The organism is Nocardia aegles, from assembly GCF_052545135.1.
Genome location: NZ_JBQWRI010000002.1, coordinates 425,520 through 445,141, shown reverse-complemented (window position 1 = coordinate 445,141; position 19,622 = coordinate 425,520). Strand labels below are relative to the sequence as shown.

At 67.4% G+C, this 19,622-nt stretch carries 20 protein-coding genes; 6 read left to right on the top strand and 14 right to left on the bottom strand.

Annotation, left to right across the window (positions count from 1 at the left end; all coding sequences use genetic code 11):
• Window positions 1-87: 87 nt before the first annotated feature.
• The 3 genes from ACT89H_RS07310 to ACT89H_RS07300 form a co-directional block, all read right to left on the bottom strand.
• Complete coding sequence (locus tag ACT89H_RS07310; protein WP_445107745.1) at window positions 88-1,227, bottom strand: alkaline phosphatase family protein; 1,140 nt, start codon at window positions 1,225-1,227, stop codon at window positions 88-90.
• A 43-nt stretch (window positions 1,228-1,270) separates the two neighbouring features.
• Window positions 1,271-1,582, bottom strand: coding sequence for a nuclear transport factor 2 family protein (locus ACT89H_RS07305; protein WP_445107744.1), 312 nt, complete (start codon window positions 1,580-1,582; stop codon window positions 1,271-1,273).
• Between the two features lie 61 nt (window positions 1,583-1,643).
• Window positions 1,644-2,270, bottom strand: coding sequence for a TetR/AcrR family transcriptional regulator (locus ACT89H_RS07300; RefSeq protein WP_445107743.1), 627 nt, complete (start codon window positions 2,268-2,270; stop codon window positions 1,644-1,646).
• Window positions 2,271-2,381: 111 nt separating this feature from the next.
• On the opposite strand from ACT89H_RS07300, the gene ACT89H_RS07295 reads away from it, so the two are divergent.
• Genes ACT89H_RS07295 through ACT89H_RS07285 form a run of 3 tightly spaced genes read left to right on the top strand, consistent with a single transcriptional unit; the run spans window position 2,382 to window position 4,587 of the window.
• Window positions 2,382-3,443 (top strand): SDR family oxidoreductase, encoded by a 1,062-nt coding sequence (locus ACT89H_RS07295; protein WP_445107742.1) that lies wholly within the window; start codon window positions 2,382-2,384, stop codon window positions 3,441-3,443.
• A 10-nt stretch (window positions 3,444-3,453) separates the two neighbouring features.
• A complete protein-coding gene (locus ACT89H_RS07290) occupies window positions 3,454-3,654 on the top strand; it encodes a hypothetical protein (protein WP_445107741.1) in 201 nt (66 codons plus the stop codon).
• 48 nt (window positions 3,655-3,702) lie between these two features.
• Entirely contained in the window at window positions 3,703-4,587 is an 885-nt protein-coding gene (locus tag ACT89H_RS07285; RefSeq protein WP_445107740.1) for an LLM class F420-dependent oxidoreductase, read from the top strand.
• Between the two features lie 225 nt (window positions 4,588-4,812).
• Here the strand turns inward: ACT89H_RS07285 and mqo are convergent, their stop codons facing one another.
• Window positions 4,813-6,309, bottom strand: a complete 1,497-nt coding sequence (gene mqo, locus ACT89H_RS07280; RefSeq protein ID WP_445107739.1) for a malate dehydrogenase (quinone) — start codon at window positions 6,307-6,309, stop codon at window positions 4,813-4,815.
• 92 nt (window positions 6,310-6,401) lie between these two features.
• On the opposite strand from mqo, the gene ACT89H_RS07275 reads away from it, so the two are divergent.
• A complete protein-coding gene (locus ACT89H_RS07275) occupies window positions 6,402-7,325 on the top strand; it encodes a LysR substrate-binding domain-containing protein (RefSeq protein WP_445107738.1) in 924 nt (307 codons plus the stop codon).
• On the opposite strand, the gene ACT89H_RS07270 is transcribed toward ACT89H_RS07275, so the two are convergent.
• The 5 genes from ACT89H_RS07270 to ACT89H_RS07250 all read right to left on the bottom strand — a co-directional run bounded on the left by ACT89H_RS07270 (window position 7,305) and on the right by ACT89H_RS07250 (window position 12,251).
• Window positions 7,305-7,520, bottom strand: a complete 216-nt coding sequence (locus ACT89H_RS07270; protein WP_445107737.1) for a hypothetical protein — start codon at window positions 7,518-7,520, stop codon at window positions 7,305-7,307. The genes ACT89H_RS07275 and ACT89H_RS07270 overlap by 21 nt on opposite strands.
• Window positions 7,521-7,610: 90 nt before the next feature.
• Window positions 7,611-8,246, bottom strand: coding sequence for an HAD family hydrolase (locus tag ACT89H_RS07265; RefSeq protein ID WP_445107736.1), 636 nt, complete (start codon window positions 8,244-8,246; stop codon window positions 7,611-7,613).
• Between the two features lie 204 nt (window positions 8,247-8,450).
• On the bottom strand, window positions 8,451-9,401 hold the full coding sequence (locus tag ACT89H_RS07260; protein WP_445107735.1) for an Lrp/AsnC family transcriptional regulator: 951 nt from the start codon (window positions 9,399-9,401) through the stop codon (window positions 8,451-8,453).
• A 183-nt stretch (window positions 9,402-9,584) separates the two neighbouring features.
• Entirely contained in the window at window positions 9,585-11,006 is a 1,422-nt protein-coding gene (locus ACT89H_RS07255) for an amino acid permease (RefSeq protein WP_445107734.1), read from the bottom strand.
• Window positions 11,007-11,105: 99 nt separating this feature from the next.
• Window positions 11,106-12,251: an LLM class flavin-dependent oxidoreductase gene (locus ACT89H_RS07250; protein WP_445107733.1), complete on the bottom strand. Its 1,146-nt coding sequence runs from the start codon at window positions 12,249-12,251 to the stop codon at window positions 11,106-11,108.
• Window positions 12,252-12,609: 358 nt separating this feature from the next.
• On the opposite strand from ACT89H_RS07250, the gene ACT89H_RS07245 reads away from it, so the two are divergent.
• Window positions 12,610-13,623, top strand: coding sequence for an ABC transporter substrate-binding protein (locus ACT89H_RS07245; RefSeq protein ID WP_445108244.1), 1,014 nt, complete (start codon window positions 12,610-12,612; stop codon window positions 13,621-13,623).
• Between the two features lie 75 nt (window positions 13,624-13,698).
• On the opposite strand, the gene ACT89H_RS07240 is transcribed toward ACT89H_RS07245, so the two are convergent.
• Window positions 13,699-14,907, bottom strand: coding sequence for an MFS transporter (locus tag ACT89H_RS07240; protein ID WP_445108243.1), 1,209 nt, complete (start codon window positions 14,905-14,907; stop codon window positions 13,699-13,701).
• 250 nt (window positions 14,908-15,157) lie between these two features.
• Window positions 15,158-15,814 carry a hypothetical protein gene (locus ACT89H_RS07235; protein ID WP_445107732.1) on the bottom strand — a complete coding sequence of 219 codons (657 nt, stop codon included), beginning with the start codon at window positions 15,812-15,814 and terminating at the stop codon, window positions 15,158-15,160.
• Window positions 15,815-15,832: 18 nt separating this feature from the next.
• On the opposite strand from ACT89H_RS07235, the gene ACT89H_RS07230 reads away from it, so the two are divergent.
• Complete coding sequence (locus ACT89H_RS07230) at window positions 15,833-16,075, top strand: hypothetical protein (RefSeq protein WP_445107731.1); 243 nt, start codon at window positions 15,833-15,835, stop codon at window positions 16,073-16,075.
• A gap of 65 nt (window positions 16,076-16,140) precedes the next feature.
• Here the strand turns inward: ACT89H_RS07230 and ACT89H_RS07225 are convergent, their stop codons facing one another.
• From ACT89H_RS07225 to pdhA, 3 genes are read right to left on the bottom strand one after another with little or no spacing between them, the layout of a single operon-like run.
• Entirely contained in the window at window positions 16,141-17,424 is a 1,284-nt protein-coding gene (locus ACT89H_RS07225) for a dihydrolipoamide acetyltransferase family protein (protein WP_445107730.1), read from the bottom strand.
• Between the two features lie 19 nt (window positions 17,425-17,443).
• Complete coding sequence (locus ACT89H_RS07220) at window positions 17,444-18,427, bottom strand: alpha-ketoacid dehydrogenase subunit beta (RefSeq protein WP_445107729.1); 984 nt, start codon at window positions 18,425-18,427, stop codon at window positions 17,444-17,446.
• Window positions 18,428-18,446: 19 nt separating this feature from the next.
• Complete coding sequence (pdhA, locus tag ACT89H_RS07215) at window positions 18,447-19,613, bottom strand: pyruvate dehydrogenase (acetyl-transferring) E1 component subunit alpha (protein WP_445107728.1); 1,167 nt, start codon at window positions 19,611-19,613, stop codon at window positions 18,447-18,449.
• Window positions 19,614-19,622 lie beyond the last annotated feature (9 nt).

Sequence of the window (19,622 nt, the reverse complement as noted above, 5' to 3'; positions counted from 1 at the left end):
TGCGTCCGGCTGCGCACATTAGGCGTACCTTCGACTTCGCTGCGGCCGTGCGCGGGGTTGAGGACGGACTACGTCCGGCTGCGCTCTCTAGGCGCGGAAGACGCACAGCGGAACATCGATCTCCGCCGGGGTGAGCGAACCGTGGTGGCCGATCAGCCGGGACTGCAGCGGTTCCGCGCCGGTCCGGATGACCCCGCGTCGACCACGGGCGACCACGACCAGATCGCCGATGCGCTCGGCGATCGCGGGGTCGACGGTGGGGCCGAACCAGCCTCGGCCAACGGTTTCCTCCTTAGCGAGCACCGCGAAGTCCGCGCCGAGCGTGGCCTGCCATGCTGCCGCGACGTCGGATTCGGCGCCCCGCTGGGTGTAGACGTGCCGGGCGCGTGCCTCACCGCCGAGCGCTCGGACACCCTCCTGCAACGCGGGGGTGGTGTCGAAATCGATACGGTCGTCCACCTGCACCATGCCGTGATCGGCGGTCACCAGCAGCACCGCGCCGGCGGGCAACTCCTCGGCGAGCGCGGCGGCGAGCCGGTCGGCGTTCGCGAGTTCCAATTCCCAGGACCGGGAGGCGGGCCCGCGCACGTGCCCGGTGAGGTCGAGATCGCCGTGGTAGGTGTAGACCAGGGAGCGTGGACCGGCGCGCAATGCGTCGCTCACATTGGCGACGAGATCGCCGAACGAGAACTGCGGGCGGAACTCGCAACCGCGCAATACCGCCTCGGTCAGTCCCGATCCCGCCTGATCACGTGGCGACACCTGCGCGACGGCGATGCCGTCGGCGACGGCGCGTTGGAAAACCGTTGTGCGGGGCTGGAACTCCGTCGGAACGAGCTCCTTCCGCAGATCGGATTTCGGTACGCCGTGCAGCCGCCAGGACAGGGGAGTGAACAGCGGGTCGTAGCCGGGGACGTGGAACAGGTAGCCGACGATGCCGTGCTCGCCGGGTGGAACGCCCACCCCGATGGAGGCGAGGCTGGTAGCCGTCGTCGTCGGGAAACCGGCCGTGAGCGAGGTCGGTGCGAGCCCGGACAGGAACGGCGCCGCAGCGGGATTCGCTACGAGATCGTGGTAGCCGAGCCCGTCCACCAGCAGGACGCAGACCTGGTCGGCGTCGAGCCGCAGTCCGAGGCGGTCCGCCTCGCCGGGCACGCCGAGACCGGCGAGGACGGAGGGGAACAGGTCGGCCAGGGAACCCGTACCGTAGCGCGGCGCGACGAACACGAAAGTCAGGATGTCAACACGGACGGCAGGCCGGCAAGGGTATTCACGCCTGTCCGGTCTCGAAACGGCTCACTTTGCCTTCCCGCAGCACGAACCGCCACGTGGTTCGCATCGAGCCCCACCGGGAATTGGTGTAGTCGGCGACCAGTTCGGTGCCGTTGTCGTCGGCCGACTCGACTCGCATCCGCGCATTGGTGTCGAAGATCTCCGCTTCGGTCCACTGCGCGAGGTTGCGCTCCACACCGTCGTCGGACATGGTGGCGTCGTCGGTGAGAACCGCGTAGAACCGGTCCTGATCATTGGCGTTGAGCGCGTCGACGAACTCCTGCACCGTCGGATCCAGCTGCGCGGTCATCCGTGTCGTCCTCTCGGATCGGTGTGGGAAGCATCGGAGGAGCAAACGTCTGGCATTCACTCTAGGGCAGCGGCGGCGTGCCCGGTTCGATCAATGTCGCGAAGGTCCGGATCACGTCGTCGACCAACGCCGAGGCGGTGCTGCCGAACTGTCCCGCGCGCTTCTCCAGCTGCCCGTCCAGCCAAAGCGAGGCCAGGCCGTGGCCGATGCCCCAGAACATGACGGCCAGCGTGTCGGCTTTATCGGCCGGTAGCACGCCCGCGCGGACACATTCCGTGATCGCGTCGGCCAGTACCCCGAACGCCGCGTCGCCGGCCGCCACGGTGTCGGGATGCTTGTCGGGCTGGGAGAGTTCGGGCCGGAACATCAAGCGGAAGTAGGCCGGTTGTTCGCGCGAGAACCGCACATAGGTGTTCGCCAGGGCGGTCAGGGCGGCCATCGGCGTTGCCGCCTCGGAGCGGGCGGCCGCCAGTTGCGCTGCGAGCAACTGGAAACCCTGGGTGGACAGCGTCGCCAGCAGGGCGGCTCGGTCGGGGAAGTGGTGGTACGGCGCCGCGGTGCTCACGCCCGCTTCGCGAGCCACCCGGCGCAGGCTGACCGCTGCGAGTCCTTCGGTCTCGATCAAACGCAGGCAGGCGGCCAGCAGCGCGTCGCGCAGGGCTCCATGGTGGTAACTGGTCCGCGTCACCGTCCGAGCGTATGTGATGCGTCCTGGACAACCTAACTATGCGGTGCTTAGATTATCTGAGCGGCGCTCAGATGGGCGTCCCGGTAGCCACTCCACGAAACGGATGAAGCCATGGGCACACGGGTATCGGTCACCGGCGCAACGGGATTCGTCGCCGGTCACGTCATCGCCGACTTGCTGGAGCACGGCTACGCCGTGTGCGCGACGGTTCGCGACCTCGCCGACACCGGCAAACGGGCACACCTGGTCGAGCGGGCTCGGCGAACCGGGGGCGAACTGGAGTTCGCGCAAGCCGACCTCAACGGCGACGACGGCTGGGCGGCCGCCGTCGCGGGTAGCACCGCGGTGCTGCACGTCGCCTCGCCGTTCCCCACCACTCCCCCCGACGACGAGCGTGAACTCATCGACACCGCGGTCGAGGGAACGCTGCGCGTGCTGCGCGCTTGCGCCGCCGCGGGCATCGTCCGCCGGGTGGTGCTCACCTCCTCGATCGCCGCGATCGTGTCCGGACACACCGAGGACGTTCTGCGCACGGAGAGCGACTGGACGGTGGTCGAGCGCAGCCCGGCCTATCAGAAGAGCAAGACGCTGGCCGAGCGAGCGGCCTGGGATTTCGTCGCGCAACTTCCGGCGGGCGAGCGATTCGAACTGGTCGTCGTCAATCCGGGCATGGTGCTGGGGCCGGTGCTGTCCACCGCGACGAGCACCTCGCACGAGCCTGTGCGGAGATTGCTCGCCGCAGACGTGCCCGGCACGCCTCGCGTCGGCTGGGCGCCGGTAGATGTGCGCGATCTCGCCGCGGCCCACCGGCTCGCGCTGGAGACGCCGGACGCCGCGGGCAACCGCTATATCTGCGCGGGCGAGCACCTATGGATGGCGGAGATGGCGCGCATCCTCACCGAAGAGTACGGGCCGCGCGGATTCCGGGTACCGACCAGGCAGCTGCCGGACTGGCTGGTGCGCTGCGTCGCGATCGTCGACAAGGGCGTCCGGCTGACCCTGCCGACGCTGGGACGCACCGAGTCGCTCAGTGCCGAGAAAGCCCGGCGCGAACTGGGCTGGACCATGCGGCCGGTGCGGGAAACCGTGGTGGACACCGCCGAAAGCCTGTTGCGGCACGGAATCGTCACGCCACAGCGCCGCAGGTCCGCCCCGCGCGCCGTGCGGATCTGAGGGCGCGGGCATGCTGGTCGCGACGTTGATCATCACCGCGGTCGCCATGACGCGGCGCTGGTTCGCCCGCCGATTCCCGCACGGCACCTCCGCCGGACGCGGCGCTGCAGGCCCGCTCCGGCAGGCGCTGCGCAGACCGGTGCCGGTGGCCGCCGCTGTCATCGCACTGCTCGGCGTCGCGGTGGCCGCGGGCGCGCTCACCCAGTGCTGAACCGGCCCCGAAGTGCGGCGGTCGGTGCCGGTTCGCTAGACAGGACACGTGACTGCGCAGCGCCCCTTCCGATTCGGTGTCAATATGGTGGTCCCCGATTCCCGGTCGAATTGGATCGAAAAGTGCCGTCGGGCAGAAGAACTCGGCTTCGACGTGGTCGGTGTCGCCGACCATCTGGGCCTGCCCGCGCCGTTCCCCGCGATGATCCTGGCCGCCGAGGCGACCGAGCGGGTGCGGTTGAACACCCTCGTGCTCAACACCGCGTTCTACAACCCGGTGTTGCTGGCCCGCGATGTGGCCGGTGCCGATCAGTTCACCGACGGACGGGTCGAACTCGGGCTCGGCGCGGGCTACGTGCGGGCGGAATTCGAGGCCGCGGGCATCCCGTTCGACAGCGGGAGCAAGCGCGTCGAGCACCTGGAGCAGACGGTGATCACACTGCGCAGGCTGTTCGCCGATCCGGAGTATCAGCCGCGGCCCGCGCAGCCGTCGGGTCCGCCTGTGCTCGTCGGCGGATGGGGTGACCGATTGCTCGGCGTCGCCGCGCGCCACGCCGACATCATCGCCTTCACCGGTGCGGCGGCCGCGCGCAACGGCGGGCCACTGCAGATGGCCGGGCTCGCCGAGATCGAGGAGCGCGTCGCCTACGTCCGGGAACTGCTCGGTCCACGGCGGGACCGGGTCGAGTTCAACATCCTTGTGCAGCGAGTGGTTCCGCCCCGCGAGCGCGCGAGCGTATTGGAGGTTTTCGGTCCGGCGCTGCCGCCGGACGTCGCCGACTCCCCGGAGGAGCACCCGATCCTGCTGATCGGCACCCCCGAGGACATGGCCGACCGACTGCGCGATCGGCGGGACCGCTACGGCATCAGCTACGTCACCGTCCTCGAGGACAGCATGGAGAAGTTCGCCCCGGTCATCGCGTTGCTGCGCTGATCCGCGGACGCGCCGCACAGTAGCGGATCGATCTGCCACCTCCTCATCGCGTGGTAGCGGTGGCATTGGCGCTCGTGGTCAAGCAGTGCGCGGGTGGCTTTCGCGGTCTGTGCCCCCGCATGCCAACGAATCAAGCGGGGCGGGTTCCGGCAATAGCCGTATGACGGGAGACTGTCACGGCCTGTCATACTGTTCTGATCCGGCTGATGCACCAGCTGCGAGATATTAGGCCAAACCGAGGGCCTGCCCCGTCCAAGCGAGGTTGTCATCGACGCGCTGCTGCTCGATGCCCACCGGTGTTGTCATAGCCGGCATCATCTTGTGGAGTATCGGCTCCCAACGGGTTTTCTCGTGTGGGAAGCACCGCGTGAGCAGGTCGAGCATGATCGCCGGAGCCGTCGATGCACCAGGAGAGGCGCCGAGCAGTCCCGCGATCGTTCCTTCGGCCCCGGTCACGAGTTCGGTGCCGAAGGAGAGGACGCCGACGCAATCGGGGCTGGGCTTGACCAACTGAGCGCGTTGTCCGGCCTGGACCAGATACCAGTCGGCGGGGTCAGCGGTCGGGTAGAACCGCTGCAATTGTGCGAATTTGCGGCGGTGTGTGGAGAGCAACTGCCCGATCAGGTACCGGAGCAGTGCCAGGTTCTGGATACCGGCCGCGAGCAGGACCGCGATGTTTCGTAGGCGCAGCGTGGTGAACAGGTCGATAAGTCGGCCGTGTTTGAGCAGCCGTGTACTGAAGGTGGCGTAGGGGCCGAACAACAGCGATTGCTGACCGTCGATCACGCGTTTGTCCATGTGCGGCACCGACATCGGCGGCGCACCGAGTGACGCCTGGCTGTAGACCTTCGCGTCATGGCGGTTGACCACGTCGGGATTGTCCGTCCGCAGGAATTGGGCGCCGAATGGAAAGACCGCATAGCCACGAACTTCCGGGATCCGGGCCTTCTGCAGCAGCTTGAGAGCATAGCCGCCCGCACCGACGAACACGAACCTGGCTCGAACGGTGAACCGCCGTCTGGTATCCCGGTCTCGACCTGTGATCGTCCAGACCCCATCCTCGTCGCGACGAAGCCCGGTCACCTCGTGTCCGACCTTCACCTGCGCCCCGGCCTTGGTCATGACACCGACCAACGCCGCAGTCAGAGCACCAAAGTCGACATCGGTGCCGAGGTCGTAGCGGGTGGCAGCCACCGGCTCGGTGTGCTCGCGGCCGGTCATCAGCAGCGGCGCCCACGTGGCGATCACCTCGGGATCGTCGCTGTATTGCATCGCCGAGAACAGCGGTAACGACCGCAGGGTCTCGAACCGCCGGCGCAGGAACGCCACGTCACGCCCGCCGAATACGACGTCCATGTGCGGGGTGGGACTGATGAACGTTGCCGGGTCGGTGAGGTCGCCGCCGTCGACCAGTGCGGCCCAGAACTGCCGAGACAGGTGAAACAGTCCACCGATCTGCTCGGCTTTCGTAGGGTCGTCCGGGTCGGGCATGTAGTTCAATTCGCACAGTCCCGAATGTCCGGTCCCAGCATTGTTCCACGCATTCGAGCTCTCCGCGGCGATCTGCCCAAGGCGTTCGAACATGACCATCTTCCAGTCCGGCTGAACCTTGGCGATCATCGCGCCCAGCGTCGCGGACATGATGCCGCCCCCGATCAGCACAACGTCGAGAATCGTTTCGGGTGCAATCGGTTTTCTGGTCGCGGTGTGTGTTGCTTGCATGTCGATTCCTCCCGTGGAGCGGTGTCGAGGAAATCTTCACGGCCGGCCGATTCATGCGTCTACAATCAATAGTGGACAGTTAGCATCCATTAATGGATGAATTTCTGTCGGCCGAGGTCGGGGCGCTGGTGCCACTGCTGGCGGCATTCGATGTCACCGCCGGTGAGGGACACATCACACGTGCCGCGCAGCTGCTGGGAGTCCCGCAGTCCTCGCTGAGCCGGCGGTTGAAAGCTGTCGAGAAGACCCTCGGAGTACAACTGTTCCAACCGTTGGGTCGGGGGATCGCTCTCACTCCGGCGGGGCTCGAGCTGTTCGAACGCACCCGTGGTCTCGTGCGCTCCCTCGACGACGCCGTCAGCGTGGTGCGTAGCAACGCCGACCCCGACAGCGGACTTGTCCGGTTCGGGTTCCCACTCACTCTGGGGCCGATCAGCGTGCCTTCGCTGCTGGCCGACTTCCACGCCACCGCACCCCGAATCCGGCTTCACCTGGTCCAGGCTCACGGCGAAGCGCTCGCCGAGTCGATCCGCGACGGCCGTCTCGATATCGCCGTGATGATCCCCTCACCTACCGACCTGCCTTCAATAGTGCTGGGGCGTCAGCGCATCCACCTCTACGTCGCGCGCCACCACCGTCTCACCGCCCATGACACCATCGACCTTGCCGACTTGTCCGGCGAAATTTTCATCGCCAACCCCCCGACCTACCATTTGCGCAACTTGCTCGACTCCTGGTGCGCCGAGAGCGGATTCACACCCAACGTCGCATTCGAGATCACCGAATTCGAGACCCTTCGCTCGCTAGTCGCCCATGGTCTCGGCGTCGCGCTACTCCCCGAACCCGAAATGCCACATCCCGACCTGATTCGTATCCCTTTCACGAATCCCCGTGATCGCACGATCGGACTCGTCTCCGGAAACCACCGGCCCACTCCATCAGTCGCCCGTCTTCACAGCTATATCGCCCAGCATGCGCTGACGCACATCGAAAGATTACACACCCGCCTGCAGTGAATCGGAATGGTTGCCAACCGACCCAAAGACCACTTCGCCGTCATCGAACCGCGTCGTATCGGAGAGCGGCGCGCTCATACCGACGATCGGACTCGTCCGCACGACGTCGACGAACGACAACGCCAGACCCACCGCGGCAATGAGCGGGAACACATACTTGCCGATCGTCGTGCGTGTGCGGTCGACACCGGCCACGGGGCGCAGCCCGACGGGTCGAGGCCGCGATCAAGGGTCCGCGAGGCGTACTTCCGCCTTCGCTCCGGCCATGCGCGGACTGAGGACGGACTACGTCCGACCGCACCCATCGGTGGTGACGGCCCCGAATTCCGACGCGAGCCAGGCGGGGAATTCGGTGAGGTCGGCCAGCACCACGTCCGCGCCGGCCGCGCGCAGTTCCTCGGCCGTGCACGGCCCGGTGCTGACGCCGACGGCGAAGACGTCCGCGGCGCGCGCACCGGTCATGTCGCCGACGTGGTCGCCGACGAACAGATTCGCGCCTTGTTCGCGCAGGGTCGCCGCCTTGCCCGCCGACCAGAGGTCACCGGCCAGATGGTCTACACGCCAACCGAGTTCGGCGATGTGCAGCTGCGCCAGCGGGCCGTGCTTGCCGGTGACCACGACGATTCGCCCGTTGCGGGCTTCGACGGCCGCCAGCGCGGCCTGCGCGCCCGGCATCGGGGGAATGCTCGAGACGATCGTCGGATAGAGGGCGCGGTAGCGGGTCACCAGGGACGGAACGAGATCCTCGGGCGCGCCCGCTTCGACGAGCAGGGTGGCCAGCGGCGGGCCGAGCCGATCGGCGAAGGTCGTCCCGCGCAGCGGCAGATCGAACTCGATGCCGAGCAGGTCGATGGCCCTGACGACGCCCGGCCGCGAGTCGATCAGCGTCATGTCCAGGTCGAAGCCCACGGTCCAGCTCACCTGATCGACCCTAATTCAATCGCCCGCGTGCGGCGGCGTGGCGGCCCGGCTGTTGTGATCCACAACTCGGCCGCGGGAGTGGCGGATCGTCCGAACGGTGTCGCTCGGTGGCGGCGGTCCTGATCCACGTGGAACCGACGATGCACTCGTTGCCGCGTAAGATGCTGTGCTGCTGGATGTTTCGGCAGCGGATGCAACTCGGCGTCAGGTGTATCGCGGTGGCGCGGCGCGCTTGGTGTAGCCGCTGACCGGGCTGATCTCCATCCGATTGACTCCGCTCAGCGCCCCGATCCGCTCCGTGGTGTAGCGGAACAGATCGTCCGCGTCACGACAGACGACGCACACCAGCAGATTGTGCGGTCCAGTGATCGCGCCGACAAACGCCGCCTCCGGATCGGCGGCCAGCGCGGTCGCGACGGTGAGCAGGTTGGCGGGGGAAACCGTGAGCCACAGCAGGCTCTGCACGGTGAACCCGAACAGCGCGGGGTCGATCTCGACATCGAATTCGAGCACGCGGGCATGGCGCAGTTCCTCGACCCGCCGCCGCACGGCGGATTCCGACCAACCCACGGCTCGCGCGAGCCGTGGATACGCTGCCCGCCCATCGACGGCCAGGGCTGGAAGCAGAAGCCGATCGAGCTCGCTGGGCGCCACGGTCGCGGCCGGGCCGGTGCGCGATGCGCCCAGCGCCGCGCCCTGCTCGGCGGACAGTGCCGACATCCGTCCGCGCCAGCGCCGTTGCATGACGTGCCGCAGTACCCGCTGGGCGTCCACCGCGCCGACCGCCGGATGGCGGGCCAGTTCGGGCAGGGGCGCGTCGCCGAGAGCGCGGAACAGGCAGATCAGTTCGGCTCCGCCGCTGATGACGGTCACCCAGGCGGTATCGGCACGGCAGGCGAGGGTGCGGGCCAGCGCGGCGGTGGCATCCGGCCGGACCCGCAGCCGGACCAGCCACTCGGTGTGGCCCACCCGCCCGGTGTCGGCGACACCGGTCACTCGTAGCCCTCCGGTGTCCAGCAAACGCCGATAGCGGCGGGCCAGCGTGCGTTCCGAGACGTCCAGCACCGGGGCGAGCCTACTGAACGGCGCCCGGCCGTCGAGCTGCAACGCGTGCAGCAGGCCTCGGTCGACGTCGTCCAAATTGACCGAATCCACCACATCAGCGTAGGGCAGTGCCGGAATCCTGCGAATCCTCCGTCGTGCCTGGCGGCGTGGCATCTGCCACACGCATCGTGGACGTCATCGGGAATGCGGATGTGCCGGTTCTCGAGACGGACGAGGGTTCTTTGTCTCCGCGCGATGCCTACCGCGCGGGACTGTTCTTCGCGGCGGAGTGAGTCAGGAGCCGGTCGGCGGGGTGGCGCCGAGGCGCGGTTCGGCGAGGGTGGAGCGCTTGCGACCGTATCCGAGGTAGACCGCGATGCCGACCAGCACCCACACGCCGAACCGCACCCAGGTCAGCGCGTCCAGAGTGGTCGCGAGCAGCACACAGCCGATCAGCGCGAGCACCGGGACCACGGGCACCAGCGGGGTGCGGAACGGGCGTTCACGCTCGGGCTCCGCCCTGCGCAGCACCAGCACACCCACGCACACCACCGCGAACGCCGACAGCGCGCCGATGTTCACCAGTTCGACCACGATGTCGATCGGCAGCAGGCCCGCGATGATCGCGCCGAGCGCTCCCAGCAGCAACGTCAGCCGCACCGGCGTGGAACGTGTGCCGGTCGCCGCGAGGGAGTAGGGCAGCAGCCGGTCGCGGCACATCGCGAACATCAACCGCACCTGTGCGTACACGATCAGCAGCAAGCCTTTCGTGAGCGCGATGATGGAGGCGATCACGATGACGTCGCCGATCCAGCCGATGCGCACCGCGCCGAACGCGGTGGCGATCGGCGCGCTGTTGTTCAGCGTCGCGAACGGCACCATGCCGGTGAGTACGGCGCTGACCAGCGCGTAGAGCACGGTGGCGATGAGCACCGTGCCGATGATCGCGAACGGTACGTCGCGGCGAGGGTGGCGCGCCTCCTCCGCGGACGCGGCGACCACGTCGAAACCGAGGAAGGCGAAGAACGCGATCGCGGCACCGCCGATGATCCCGCCGACCCCGAACGGCGCGAACGGGGTCCAGTTGTCCCCGCTCACGTGCGGGGCGCCGACGGCGATCACCAGCACGAGCACGCCGATGGTCACCGCGACCAGCGCCTTGGTGATACGCGCGGTGAACGTCACCTCACCGACCAGCACCGCGACGACGGCGGCGACGATCAGGACGGCGGGCAGGTTCACCGCGCCGCCTTCGGCCGGCCCCGCGACGACTGCGTGCGGGACGGTGACCCCGAACAGCGAGTCGAGCGCGGACACGGTGGTCGCCGACCAGCCGATCGCCACCGCGGCGCCCGCGATGACGAACTCCAGTAGGAGGTTCCAACCGACCAGGAATGCCGGAGCCTCGCCCAGGGTCGCGTAGGTATAGGTGTACGCGCTGCCGGAGACCGGCACCATCGCCGCGAGTTCGCTGTAGCACAGCGCCACCAGCACGCACACCGTTCCGGCCAAGGCGAACGACAGCACGATGGCAGGCCCGGCCTTCTCCGCGGCCGCCACGCCGGTGATGACGAAGATCCCCGCGCCGACGATGGTGCCGACGCCCATCGCGGTGAGATCGAGCCGTCCGAGCCTGCGCGCCAGCGTAGGGGCGCCCGCCTCGGTCGCGGTGTCGGGTAGGCGGCGGCGCCATCGCCGGGCAGATGCGGTGGTCATGACTCCCTCGAGAAACGGTCGATCGGCCACGGCGGTGTGCCGGACCGATAGACCATTCTCGCCGCTCGGCGGGGCGTTGGAATAACTGGGGTGTTGCTCTCAGCTGCTGGGTGACGTGGCGAAGGGCGTCGCGGCGGCGACGCGAGCCGTGCGGTTCGGATGCCGCCACAGGCCCTCGCGTTCCAGGATCGGTAGCACGCCCTCGCCGAACCAGTACGCCTCTTCCACGTGTGGGTAGCCGGAGAGGATGAAGTGGGTGATCCCCAGGTGCGCGTATTCGGCCAGCCGTTCGGCGACTTCGGCGTGCGAACCGACCAGGGCGGTGCCCGCGCCGCCGCGGACCAGGCCGACGCCCGCCCAGAGGTTGGGCGCGATCTCCAGCCGTTCGGTACTGCCGCCGTGCAGTTCCAGCATGCGCCGCTGGCCTTCGGATTCGCTGCGCGCCAGATTCGCCTGTACCCGTTCGATGTCGGCCGGGTCGATGCCGGACAGTAGCCGGTCGGCCTCGGCCCACGCCTGTTCGGAGGTGTCGCGGCTGATCACGTGGACGCGCAGGCCGTAGTCGAGCACACGGCCGTGGTCCACCGCCAGACGGCGGATCCATTCCAGCTTCCTGCTCACCGCGGGCAGCGGCTCACCCCAGGTCAGGTAGGTGTCGCTGTAGCGGGCCGCGACCGGGCCCGCCGGTTCGGAAGAACCGCCGAAGAACACCGGCGGCACCGGGTCCGGTCGATTGCTCAGCAGTGCCCGATCGACTCGGATGTGTTCACCCTCGAACTTCACCGGCTCGGTGGAGGTCCACAGTTTCCGCACCACGTGCAAGAATTCGCCCGTGCGTGCGTAGCGCTGGGCCTTGTCCAGGAAGTCGCCGTAGGCCTGCTGCTCATGCGGCTCGCCACCGGTGACCACGTTGAGCAGCAGCCTGCCCCTGGAGTGCCGCTGGAAGGTGGCCGCCATCTGCGCCGCGAGCGTCGGACTGACCAGGCCGGGCCGGAAGGCCACCAGGAACTTCAACGTCTCAGTGGACTCCACCATCATCGCGGTGGTGAGCCAGGCGTCTTCGCACCACGCGCCGGTGGGGGTGAGCACGGCCTCGAACCCGTTGTCCTCGGCCGCGGCGCCGATCTGGTTCAGATACCGCAGGCTGGCCGGGCGGTCACCGGACATGAAAGTGCCGTGCCCACCTGCGATCAGTCCGCGGGAATCACCGTACGTGGGAAGGAACCAGTGGAACGACAGACTCATCTCGAGCCGACTCCCTTCCAGAGGCCGTGGTCTGGCCACCGCGGTGACCAGCGTGCACGCGAAGCGGGCGCGCCGCGGTTATCCATACTGGGCGCTCGACCGGCGCGGGTCACGATTTGCGACCAAGCCGGTTTTTATTCCGCCACGAGTGCGCATGCGTGGTTCGCGGGTAGTACGCGTCATGATCGCGGCTGCCTGCGCGGGAGACGTGCCACCGGGCCACCGGCCCGGCAATCCTCCGTGTCCTTTCGAATCTCGCCGAAGACAACCATGGACACGAAATAGCGGATGCTCAACGATCGCTGCACTGCGACGCGACGGCGCGTTGGCCGATGTATCGAGGGAGAGCATGAGCGTGATGACGCGTAGCAAGTTTCTGATAGGTGCGGTAGTTGCCACCACTGTGGCGCTGCTGTCGACCGCATGCGGTGGCGGAGAGGCCCGTACCTCCGGCGGCGTGCCGGTACTTCGGTATCAAGGCTGGCCCTCGCAAGTTATCATTCCCGAACTCGCCGAGGAGCTCGGCTTCTTCGAAGGCAAAGTGAAGCTCGAATGGCAGGGCAATACCATCAGTGGCCCGCAGGACATTCAATCGGCGGCGACCGGCCAGGTCGACTTCGGCGGCGCGTTCGGCGGAGCGGTGGCAAAGCTGGCGCAGGGCGGTGCGCCGATCACGGCGGTGGTGAACTACTACGGGTCCGATGAGAAGACGTTCACCGGATTCTACGTTTCCGACAACAGCCCGATCAGAACTCCGAAAGATTTGCTGGACAAGAAAATCGGGGTGAACACCCTGGGCGGTCAGGCCGAGGCGGACGTCCACACCGCGCTGAAAAAGGCCGGTTTGACCGAGCAGCAGATCAAGTCGGTTCAGCTGGTGGTGTTGCCACCGCCGAATACCGAGGACGCCGTGCGGCGCGGCCAGGTCGACGTCGCCGCTCTGAGCGGACAGTTCCAGCAGCGTGCGATCGCCAACGGCGGTCTCCGTCCGGTCTTCACCGACTACGAGGAGTTCGGCCCGTTCAACGGCGGACAGTACGTATTCCGCAACGACTTCATCGCCAAGAACCCCGATAGTGTCCGCGCATTCGTCGACGGGGTCGCCAAGGCCATCGAGTGGCAGAAGACGACTCCTCGTGACCAGGTGATCGCGAAGTTCACCGACATCATCGAAAAGCGAAAGCGTTCGGGGGAGGACGCTTCGTCGGTGAAGTACTGGCTTTCGGTCGGCGTGCCCGCCGTCAACGGCGCGATCGTCGACGCGGACTTCCTGCGCTGGGAGGACTGGCTGCGGGATACCGGCGCCATCACCGGTTCGCTCGGGCCGTCGAAGTTCTACACCAACAAGTACAACTCGCAGGCTTCGAAGTAACACAGGCGACGGATCAGGCTGCGCTGCGTAGGCGGACCTGATCCGTCGCCCCTGTCCGATCAGCCGGAACGGTGACTACGGGCGAAGTGGGCGATTGCCGAGTGCGGGCCGAGGGATGTACACCGGAATGTATCGAGCCATCACCCCGGCACCGAGCGCCGATACTCCTCCGATGGCGAGGACCGCCACGGCCAGCGGACCGATCGCCGCCAGCCCGCTGACCACCAGCGGCCCCACGAAGAAGCCGCCGTCATGGGTGAGCCGCCACGCGGCGAGGAACTCGGCACGGCCGGCGGCGGGCGCGATATCGGCGCCGATGGTCATGATGACACCGTTTCCGATACCATTGCCGATCCCCATGACGATCGCCGCGGCACCGAGTGTGAGCGCCGAATGGGTCAGCGCCACCGAGAAGTACGCGACGGTCAGGATGAGCAGCGACGGCACCGCGATGAAGCGCCTGCCGTACCGGTCCATCACATGGCCGGCCGGATAGGCGCACAGCACATCGAGGCCCGCTCCGATGCCGAAGATCAGGCTCGCGGTGGCCGCGTCGACGCCGAGATGATCCGCCCAGAGCGGCAGTACGGCTTCCCGTGACGAACGCGCCGCGCCCATCAACAACGACCCGCCGCCCAGCGTCAGCAACAGCGCACGATGTGCACGCGTGATCTCGATGAGCGACAACGGCGGTCGCGGTGTCGCCGCGGCGGCCGAGGTCTTCGGATCGGGCAGTCGGGCCATCAGCCACCCGGCGATCCCGATGGCGATCAACTGGACGACGAATCCACCGCGCGCGCCCAAACCGGTGATAGCGGCCGCGCCGAGAAATGGGCCGACGAAGAACCCGAGTCGCATGGCTCCACCGAACAACGACATCGCCCGCGCTCTGCGTTCGAACGGTACGACCTCGGAAAGATAGCTCATCCGAGCCAATCCCCAGACCGCGTTCGACAGTCCGACGATGATCAGCCCCGCGCACAAGATCGGCACCGCCCGGGCGAACAAGCACATCAGCACCCCGATCGAACCGGCCGTACTCGCGGCGACGATGGAGATCCGTTCACCGAGCCGGGCCACGACCTGTCCCGCGGGAATGTCGCCGAGTATCTGTCCGAGTCCGACCAGGGCCACCGTCAGTCCGGCCACGGCAGGCGACGCACCCAGGTCGAGCGCGGTGAGCGCCATGACCGGCGCCGCGGCTCCCATACCGATTCCGTACGCCGCCGCGGGTACGTACACGGTGAACAACAATGGCCGCAGCGAGGGGAGTTCGACCGGCATACCGTCCTGCCGGTAGGTGGTCACGCGATGACTCGACTATGCGTCGGCAAGAAAAGCACCCTTCACTGATCGGATGATGGGACCATATCGGGCCACTGTACGAATATTCCGATCGGCTACACATCGTGAAAATCGGGGTGATTTTTTCTGGGGCAGTGGGATTCGGTAACGGCCGAGCGGAATGCCGCCACTGCCCTTCTCACTCGCCGAGAACCCCTGCGCGTTCCAGACCTCCGGGCTCCCGATTCGGTCAGGAATTCGTGCGATCCGGTGTCCGGACGGCTATTTCGCCACTCAATGCGTGGTCGCCGGACAGCCGTAGTCGGTCTCCGCTCCAGAATCGGCCCGGGTCGTACCAGTCGGGGCTGCGGTGTTCGGGCAGCAGGCCCATCGCTTGGTATGTCGCGGCGACGATTTCGGCGCAGTACGCGTTCTCCAGTTCGCGGGCGGTCGATCGGCTCGGCTTCCGGCGGGGCAGACGGGCACGACCGCGGAGCCAGCGCCCCGCCAAGCCCGCGGTGGAGGGAAAGGGAGTGCCGTCGAGCCGGGCGATGGTGCGCAGCACGCTGTCCTCCATTTCTCTGGTCGCGGGCGGATCCAACTGGCGCAACCATGCCTGCTGACCGTAGCGGTGCGCCCACACCAGCACGGCATCGCGCAGGTTGTGCAACTGGGCGCCACGGTGTGCGGTTCCCGACCACATGTCGGGTAGCGAGCGTCCGAGCTCCGCGTGCCAGATCAGCGCGGGCAGGTCGTCGATCACGACGGACATCCCGACGTGATTCACCGGACTGTTCGTCGTCATGCGAATGACCCGGTCGGCTGTGGAATGGCCACGGAAAAGCCAGATGTCACCCGTCCTGGTGACCTCGACTGCTCGGTCGAGATCGATGCCCGTCCCCGTCATGGTCGTAGCCTATGCGGTATGAGGTGGTGGAAGGCAGTGGGATTGGCGGGTGTAGCCGGTGTGGTCGCCACCGGCGTCGTGGTGGTGCGCGCCGAGCGCCGCCGCCGTGCCTACACTCCGGACCAGGTGCGCGAACAACTGCACGCGCGATTCGTCCAGGCGGCGACCGGGGAAATCGCCCGTGCGCAGCCGCAACCTGTGCCGGGCCTGACCGAGCGTGTCCGGCGATGGTTCGGTCGCTGGTCAGGACGCGGCAAGTAAGGTCGTGTGCTTCTTCCGAAGCGCGGAAAGTTCACCTCCCGCTCGGCAGGCTGAGCACCGAAACGTCAGGTCACGATGCGCAGCGGATGTTCCAGCAGGTCCTTCAGCTCGTGCAGGAACTGCGCGGCCACGGCTCCATCGATGGCGCGGTGGTCGGCGGACATGGTGATCCGCAGGATTTTCCGGGTCACCACTCGGCCGTCGTCCAGACGCAGTTCGTCCGTGGCCGCGCCGACGGCCAGGATGGCGGCCTCCGGCGGGTTGATGACGGCGGTGAAGTGCTCGACACCGAACATCCCCAGGTTGGAGATCGTGAAAGTGCCGCCGCTCATCTCGTCGGCGCGCAGCTTGCGCTCGCGGGCGCGTTCGGCTTTGTCCCGGCTCTCGGCCGCGATCTCGGACACGCTCTTGCGATCGGCGTCGCGCAGCACGGGAACGAGAAGGCCCGCGGGCGTCGCGACCGCCATACCGAGGTGGATTCCGCGGTGCCGCAATAGTTTGTCGCCTGCGAAGGAGACATTGACCGTTGGGTTGTTCCGCAGCGTCACGGCGACGGCCTTCAGCAGCAGATCGTTTACGCTGACCTTCGCACCTGTCTGTGCCAGTGTGGTGTTGACCTGTGCGCGGAATTCGAAAAGTTCGGTCACATCGATCGCGGTGGTCAAATAGATGTGCGGAGCTTGCTGTTTGCTCTCGGTGAGCCGCGTGGCCGAGACGCGTTGAACAGTGGTCAGCGGAATTTCCTCGTAGTCGCCCGCGACCGGAGCCGCGAGCGCGACCGGGGGAGCGGGGACGACTTGCTGCTGCGGATCGAGTTCGGCTGTGCGATGGGCGGATTCGACATCCTGCCGGATGACGCGTCCACCTGGACCGGTGCCGACAACGGTGGTGATGTCGACGCCGAGCTCGGCGGCGATCTTGCGTGCCAGCGGAGACGCCTTCTTTCGCTCCGCCGCCGTGGGGGTGTGGGAGGTGGATTCGGCGACGGGGGCAGCCGAAACCGCGCGCTGAATGCCGAGCTCGGAGCTGTTCGTCTCGCGAGGGGCCTGCTCGACGGGTGCGTTCGTGGCCGGGCCGGGCGCGCTACCGGCGGAGCCGCTCGCGGCGGCACCACTGCCGTCGCCGATGAGGCCGATCGGAGTGCCGATCGGCACCCGCGCGCCATCTCCCGCGAGGATCTGCTCGAGCACGCCGCTGTCGTACGCCTCGAGTTCCATCAGGGCTTTGTCGGTTTCGATCTCGGCGAGGATTTCGCCTTGTTCGACGGGATCGCCCACCTGCTTGAGCCAGGAGACGATGACGCCTTCCTCCATGGTGTCGGAGAGACGGGGCATGGTGATTTCGGGCATGAATGCGTCCTCTGGTGTCTCAGCGTCGCTTGCCGACTGCCGCGAGGGTTTCCACCGCGGCGGTGTACAGCGAATCGGCCGATGGCAGGGCGAGCCGTTCGAGCGGCTTGGCATAGGGCAGCGGTACCTCGGCCATGGCCACCCGCCGCACCGGGGCGTCCAGGTAGTCGAAGGCGCCATCGGAGATGGAGGCGGCGACCTCGGCGCCGATGCCGTAGGTGAGCCAATCGTCCTCGCCGATCACGGCGCATCCGGTCTTGCGGACGGACGCTACGAGGGTGGCGCGGTCCAGCGGACGAAGGCTGCGCAGGTCGATGATCTCGGCCGAGTAACCGTCGGCGGCGAGTCGCTCGGCGACCTCCGAGCAGATGGTGGCCATTCGGGAGTAGCCGATCAGCGTGATGTCGGAGCCGGTCCTCGTGACCGCGGCCTTGCCGATCTCGGCGCTCGGAAGATCGTCCGGCACTTCGCCTTTGGTGTTGTACAGCGACAGGTTCTCCAGGAACAACACCGGATCGTCGTCTTGGATGGCGGCTTTCAGCAGTGCTCGCGCGTCGGCCGGGGTGCTCGGCGCGACCACCTTCAGGCCCGGCACGAACGCGTAGTACAACTCCACGTTCTGCGAGTGCGTCGCGCCCAGTTGCTGCCCGCCGCCACCCGGGGTGCGGATGACCATGGGCACGCTGGTCTGCCCGCCGAACATGCCGTAGATCTTCGCGGCGTGGTTGACGATCTGATCCAGCGCGAGCAGCGAGAAATTGATCGTCATGATCTCGACGACCGGGCGCAGTCCCAGCATGGCGGCGCCGATGGCGGCTCCGACGAAGCCCTCCTCGGCGATGGGAGTATCGCGCACCCGCTTCTCGCCGAATTCGGCCAGCAGGCCCGCGGTGATCTTGTAGGAACCTTCGAAGACGCCGATCTCCTCCCCGATGAGGAAGACATCGTCGTCGCGGCGCATCTCCTCGCGGAGGGTCTCGCGCAGCGCTTCCCGATAGGTCATGACAGCCACGGTGATGTCCTTAATCGCGGAAAAGCGGATCGGCGGGCAGGCGGCGCGAGTCACCCGCCACGGGCGTCGCGTAGTTGTAGTCGAACAGGCTCGACGGCTCCGGATGGGGACTGGCGTCGGCGAACTCGACCGCCGCGGCGACCGCGTCCGTCACCTCCGCTTCGAGCGCGGCCACGGACCGATCGTCCAGCACACCGGCGGCGAGCAGCGCGTCGCGCCAGCGCACGATGGGGTCGTTGCTCCGGGCGGTCGAGACGGCCTCTTCGGTGCGGTATTTTGCCGGGTCGACCACGGAGTGACCTTTGAGACGGTAACTGACCGCCTCGAGCAGCGCGGGGTTCTTCTCGCGCCGGACGGTTTCGATCACCTCACCGGCCACATCGCGCACGGCCAGCACATCAGTGCCGTCGACCCGCTCCCCGCGCATGCGATAGGCGGCGGCGCGCTTCCACAGATCCGGTTCGGCGGAGGAACGTTCCACCGTGGTGCCCATCCCGGTCTGGTTGTTGATCACCAGGAACACCACCGGCAGGTTCCACAGCGCCGCGATGTTCAGCGACTCGTGAAACGCGCCGATGTTCGTCGTCCCCTCACCCATCTGGCACACCACGACGTCGTCGCCGCCGCGGTAGTCGATGGCCAGCGCCGCGCCGACGGCCAAGGGAACCTGACCGCCGACAATGGCGTAACCGCCGAGCATGCGGGTCGCGGTGTCGTACATGTGCATGGAACCGCCCCAGCCCTTGGAGGTGCCGGTGGCGCGGCCGTAGAGTTCCGCCATGACCCGGCCGGGTTCGATGCCTTTGGCCAGCGCGTATCCGTGCTCGCGGTAGTTGGTGAACAGATAGTCGGTCGGACGCATGGCCGCGCCGAGGCCGACGACGGTGGCTTCCTCGCCCAGGTTGAGATGGCAGTAGCCGCCGATCTTGGCCTGCTGATAGCTCTGCGCGGTGCGCTCCTCGAATCGGCGCACGAACAGCATGTCGCGAAACAGCCCGCGCAGACTGTCCGGATCCTCCGCGGCGATGCGCGCGTCGACCGGGACGGAGTCGATGTGCGTCGGCGCGGGTACGGCGTCGTCGCTCGCGCGATCCTCGGCGACCGGAGCTGAGCTGCGGGCGGCCGTCGACCGAGCTGTCTCGCGACTCGGCTTACGGGGTGCGGTGCTGGTGGTCACGACAGGCTC

Bases quoted from the DNA above. Each gene is read 5' to 3' on its own strand.
- ACT89H_RS07305 (WP_445107744.1), bottom strand. From the start codon at position 1,582: ATGACCGCGCAGCTGGATCCGACGGTGCAGGAGTTCGTCGACGCGCTC.
- ACT89H_RS07295 (WP_445107742.1), top strand. From the start codon at position 2,382: ATGGGCACACGGGTATCGGTCACCGGCGCAACGGGATTCGTCGCCGGT.
- ACT89H_RS07290 (WP_445107741.1), top strand. From the start codon at position 3,454: ATGCTGGTCGCGACGTTGATCATCACCGCGGTCGCCATGACGCGGCGC.
- mqo (WP_445107739.1), bottom strand. From the start codon at position 6,309: ATGCAAGCAACACACACCGCGACCAGAAAACCGATTGCACCCGAAACG.
- ACT89H_RS07275 (WP_445107738.1), top strand. From the start codon at position 6,402: ATGGATGAATTTCTGTCGGCCGAGGTCGGGGCGCTGGTGCCACTGCTG.
- ACT89H_RS07255 (WP_445107734.1), bottom strand. From the start codon at position 11,006: ATGACCACCGCATCTGCCCGGCGATGGCGCCGCCGCCTACCCGACACC.
- ACT89H_RS07250 (WP_445107733.1), bottom strand. From the start codon at position 12,251: ATGAGTCTGTCGTTCCACTGGTTCCTTCCCACGTACGGTGATTCCCGC.
- ACT89H_RS07245 (WP_445108244.1), top strand. From the start codon at position 12,610: ATGACGCGTAGCAAGTTTCTGATAGGTGCGGTAGTTGCCACCACTGTG.
- ACT89H_RS07240 (WP_445108243.1), bottom strand. From the start codon at position 14,907: ATGCCGGTCGAACTCCCCTCGCTGCGGCCATTGTTGTTCACCGTGTAC.
- ACT89H_RS07235 (WP_445107732.1), bottom strand. From the start codon at position 15,814: ATGACGGGGACGGGCATCGATCTCGACCGAGCAGTCGAGGTCACCAGG.
- ACT89H_RS07230 (WP_445107731.1), top strand. From the start codon at position 15,833: ATGAGGTGGTGGAAGGCAGTGGGATTGGCGGGTGTAGCCGGTGTGGTC.
- ACT89H_RS07225 (WP_445107730.1), bottom strand. From the start codon at position 17,424: ATGCCCGAAATCACCATGCCCCGTCTCTCCGACACCATGGAGGAAGGC.
- ACT89H_RS07220 (WP_445107729.1), bottom strand. From the start codon at position 18,427: ATGACCTATCGGGAAGCGCTGCGCGAGACCCTCCGCGAGGAGATGCGC.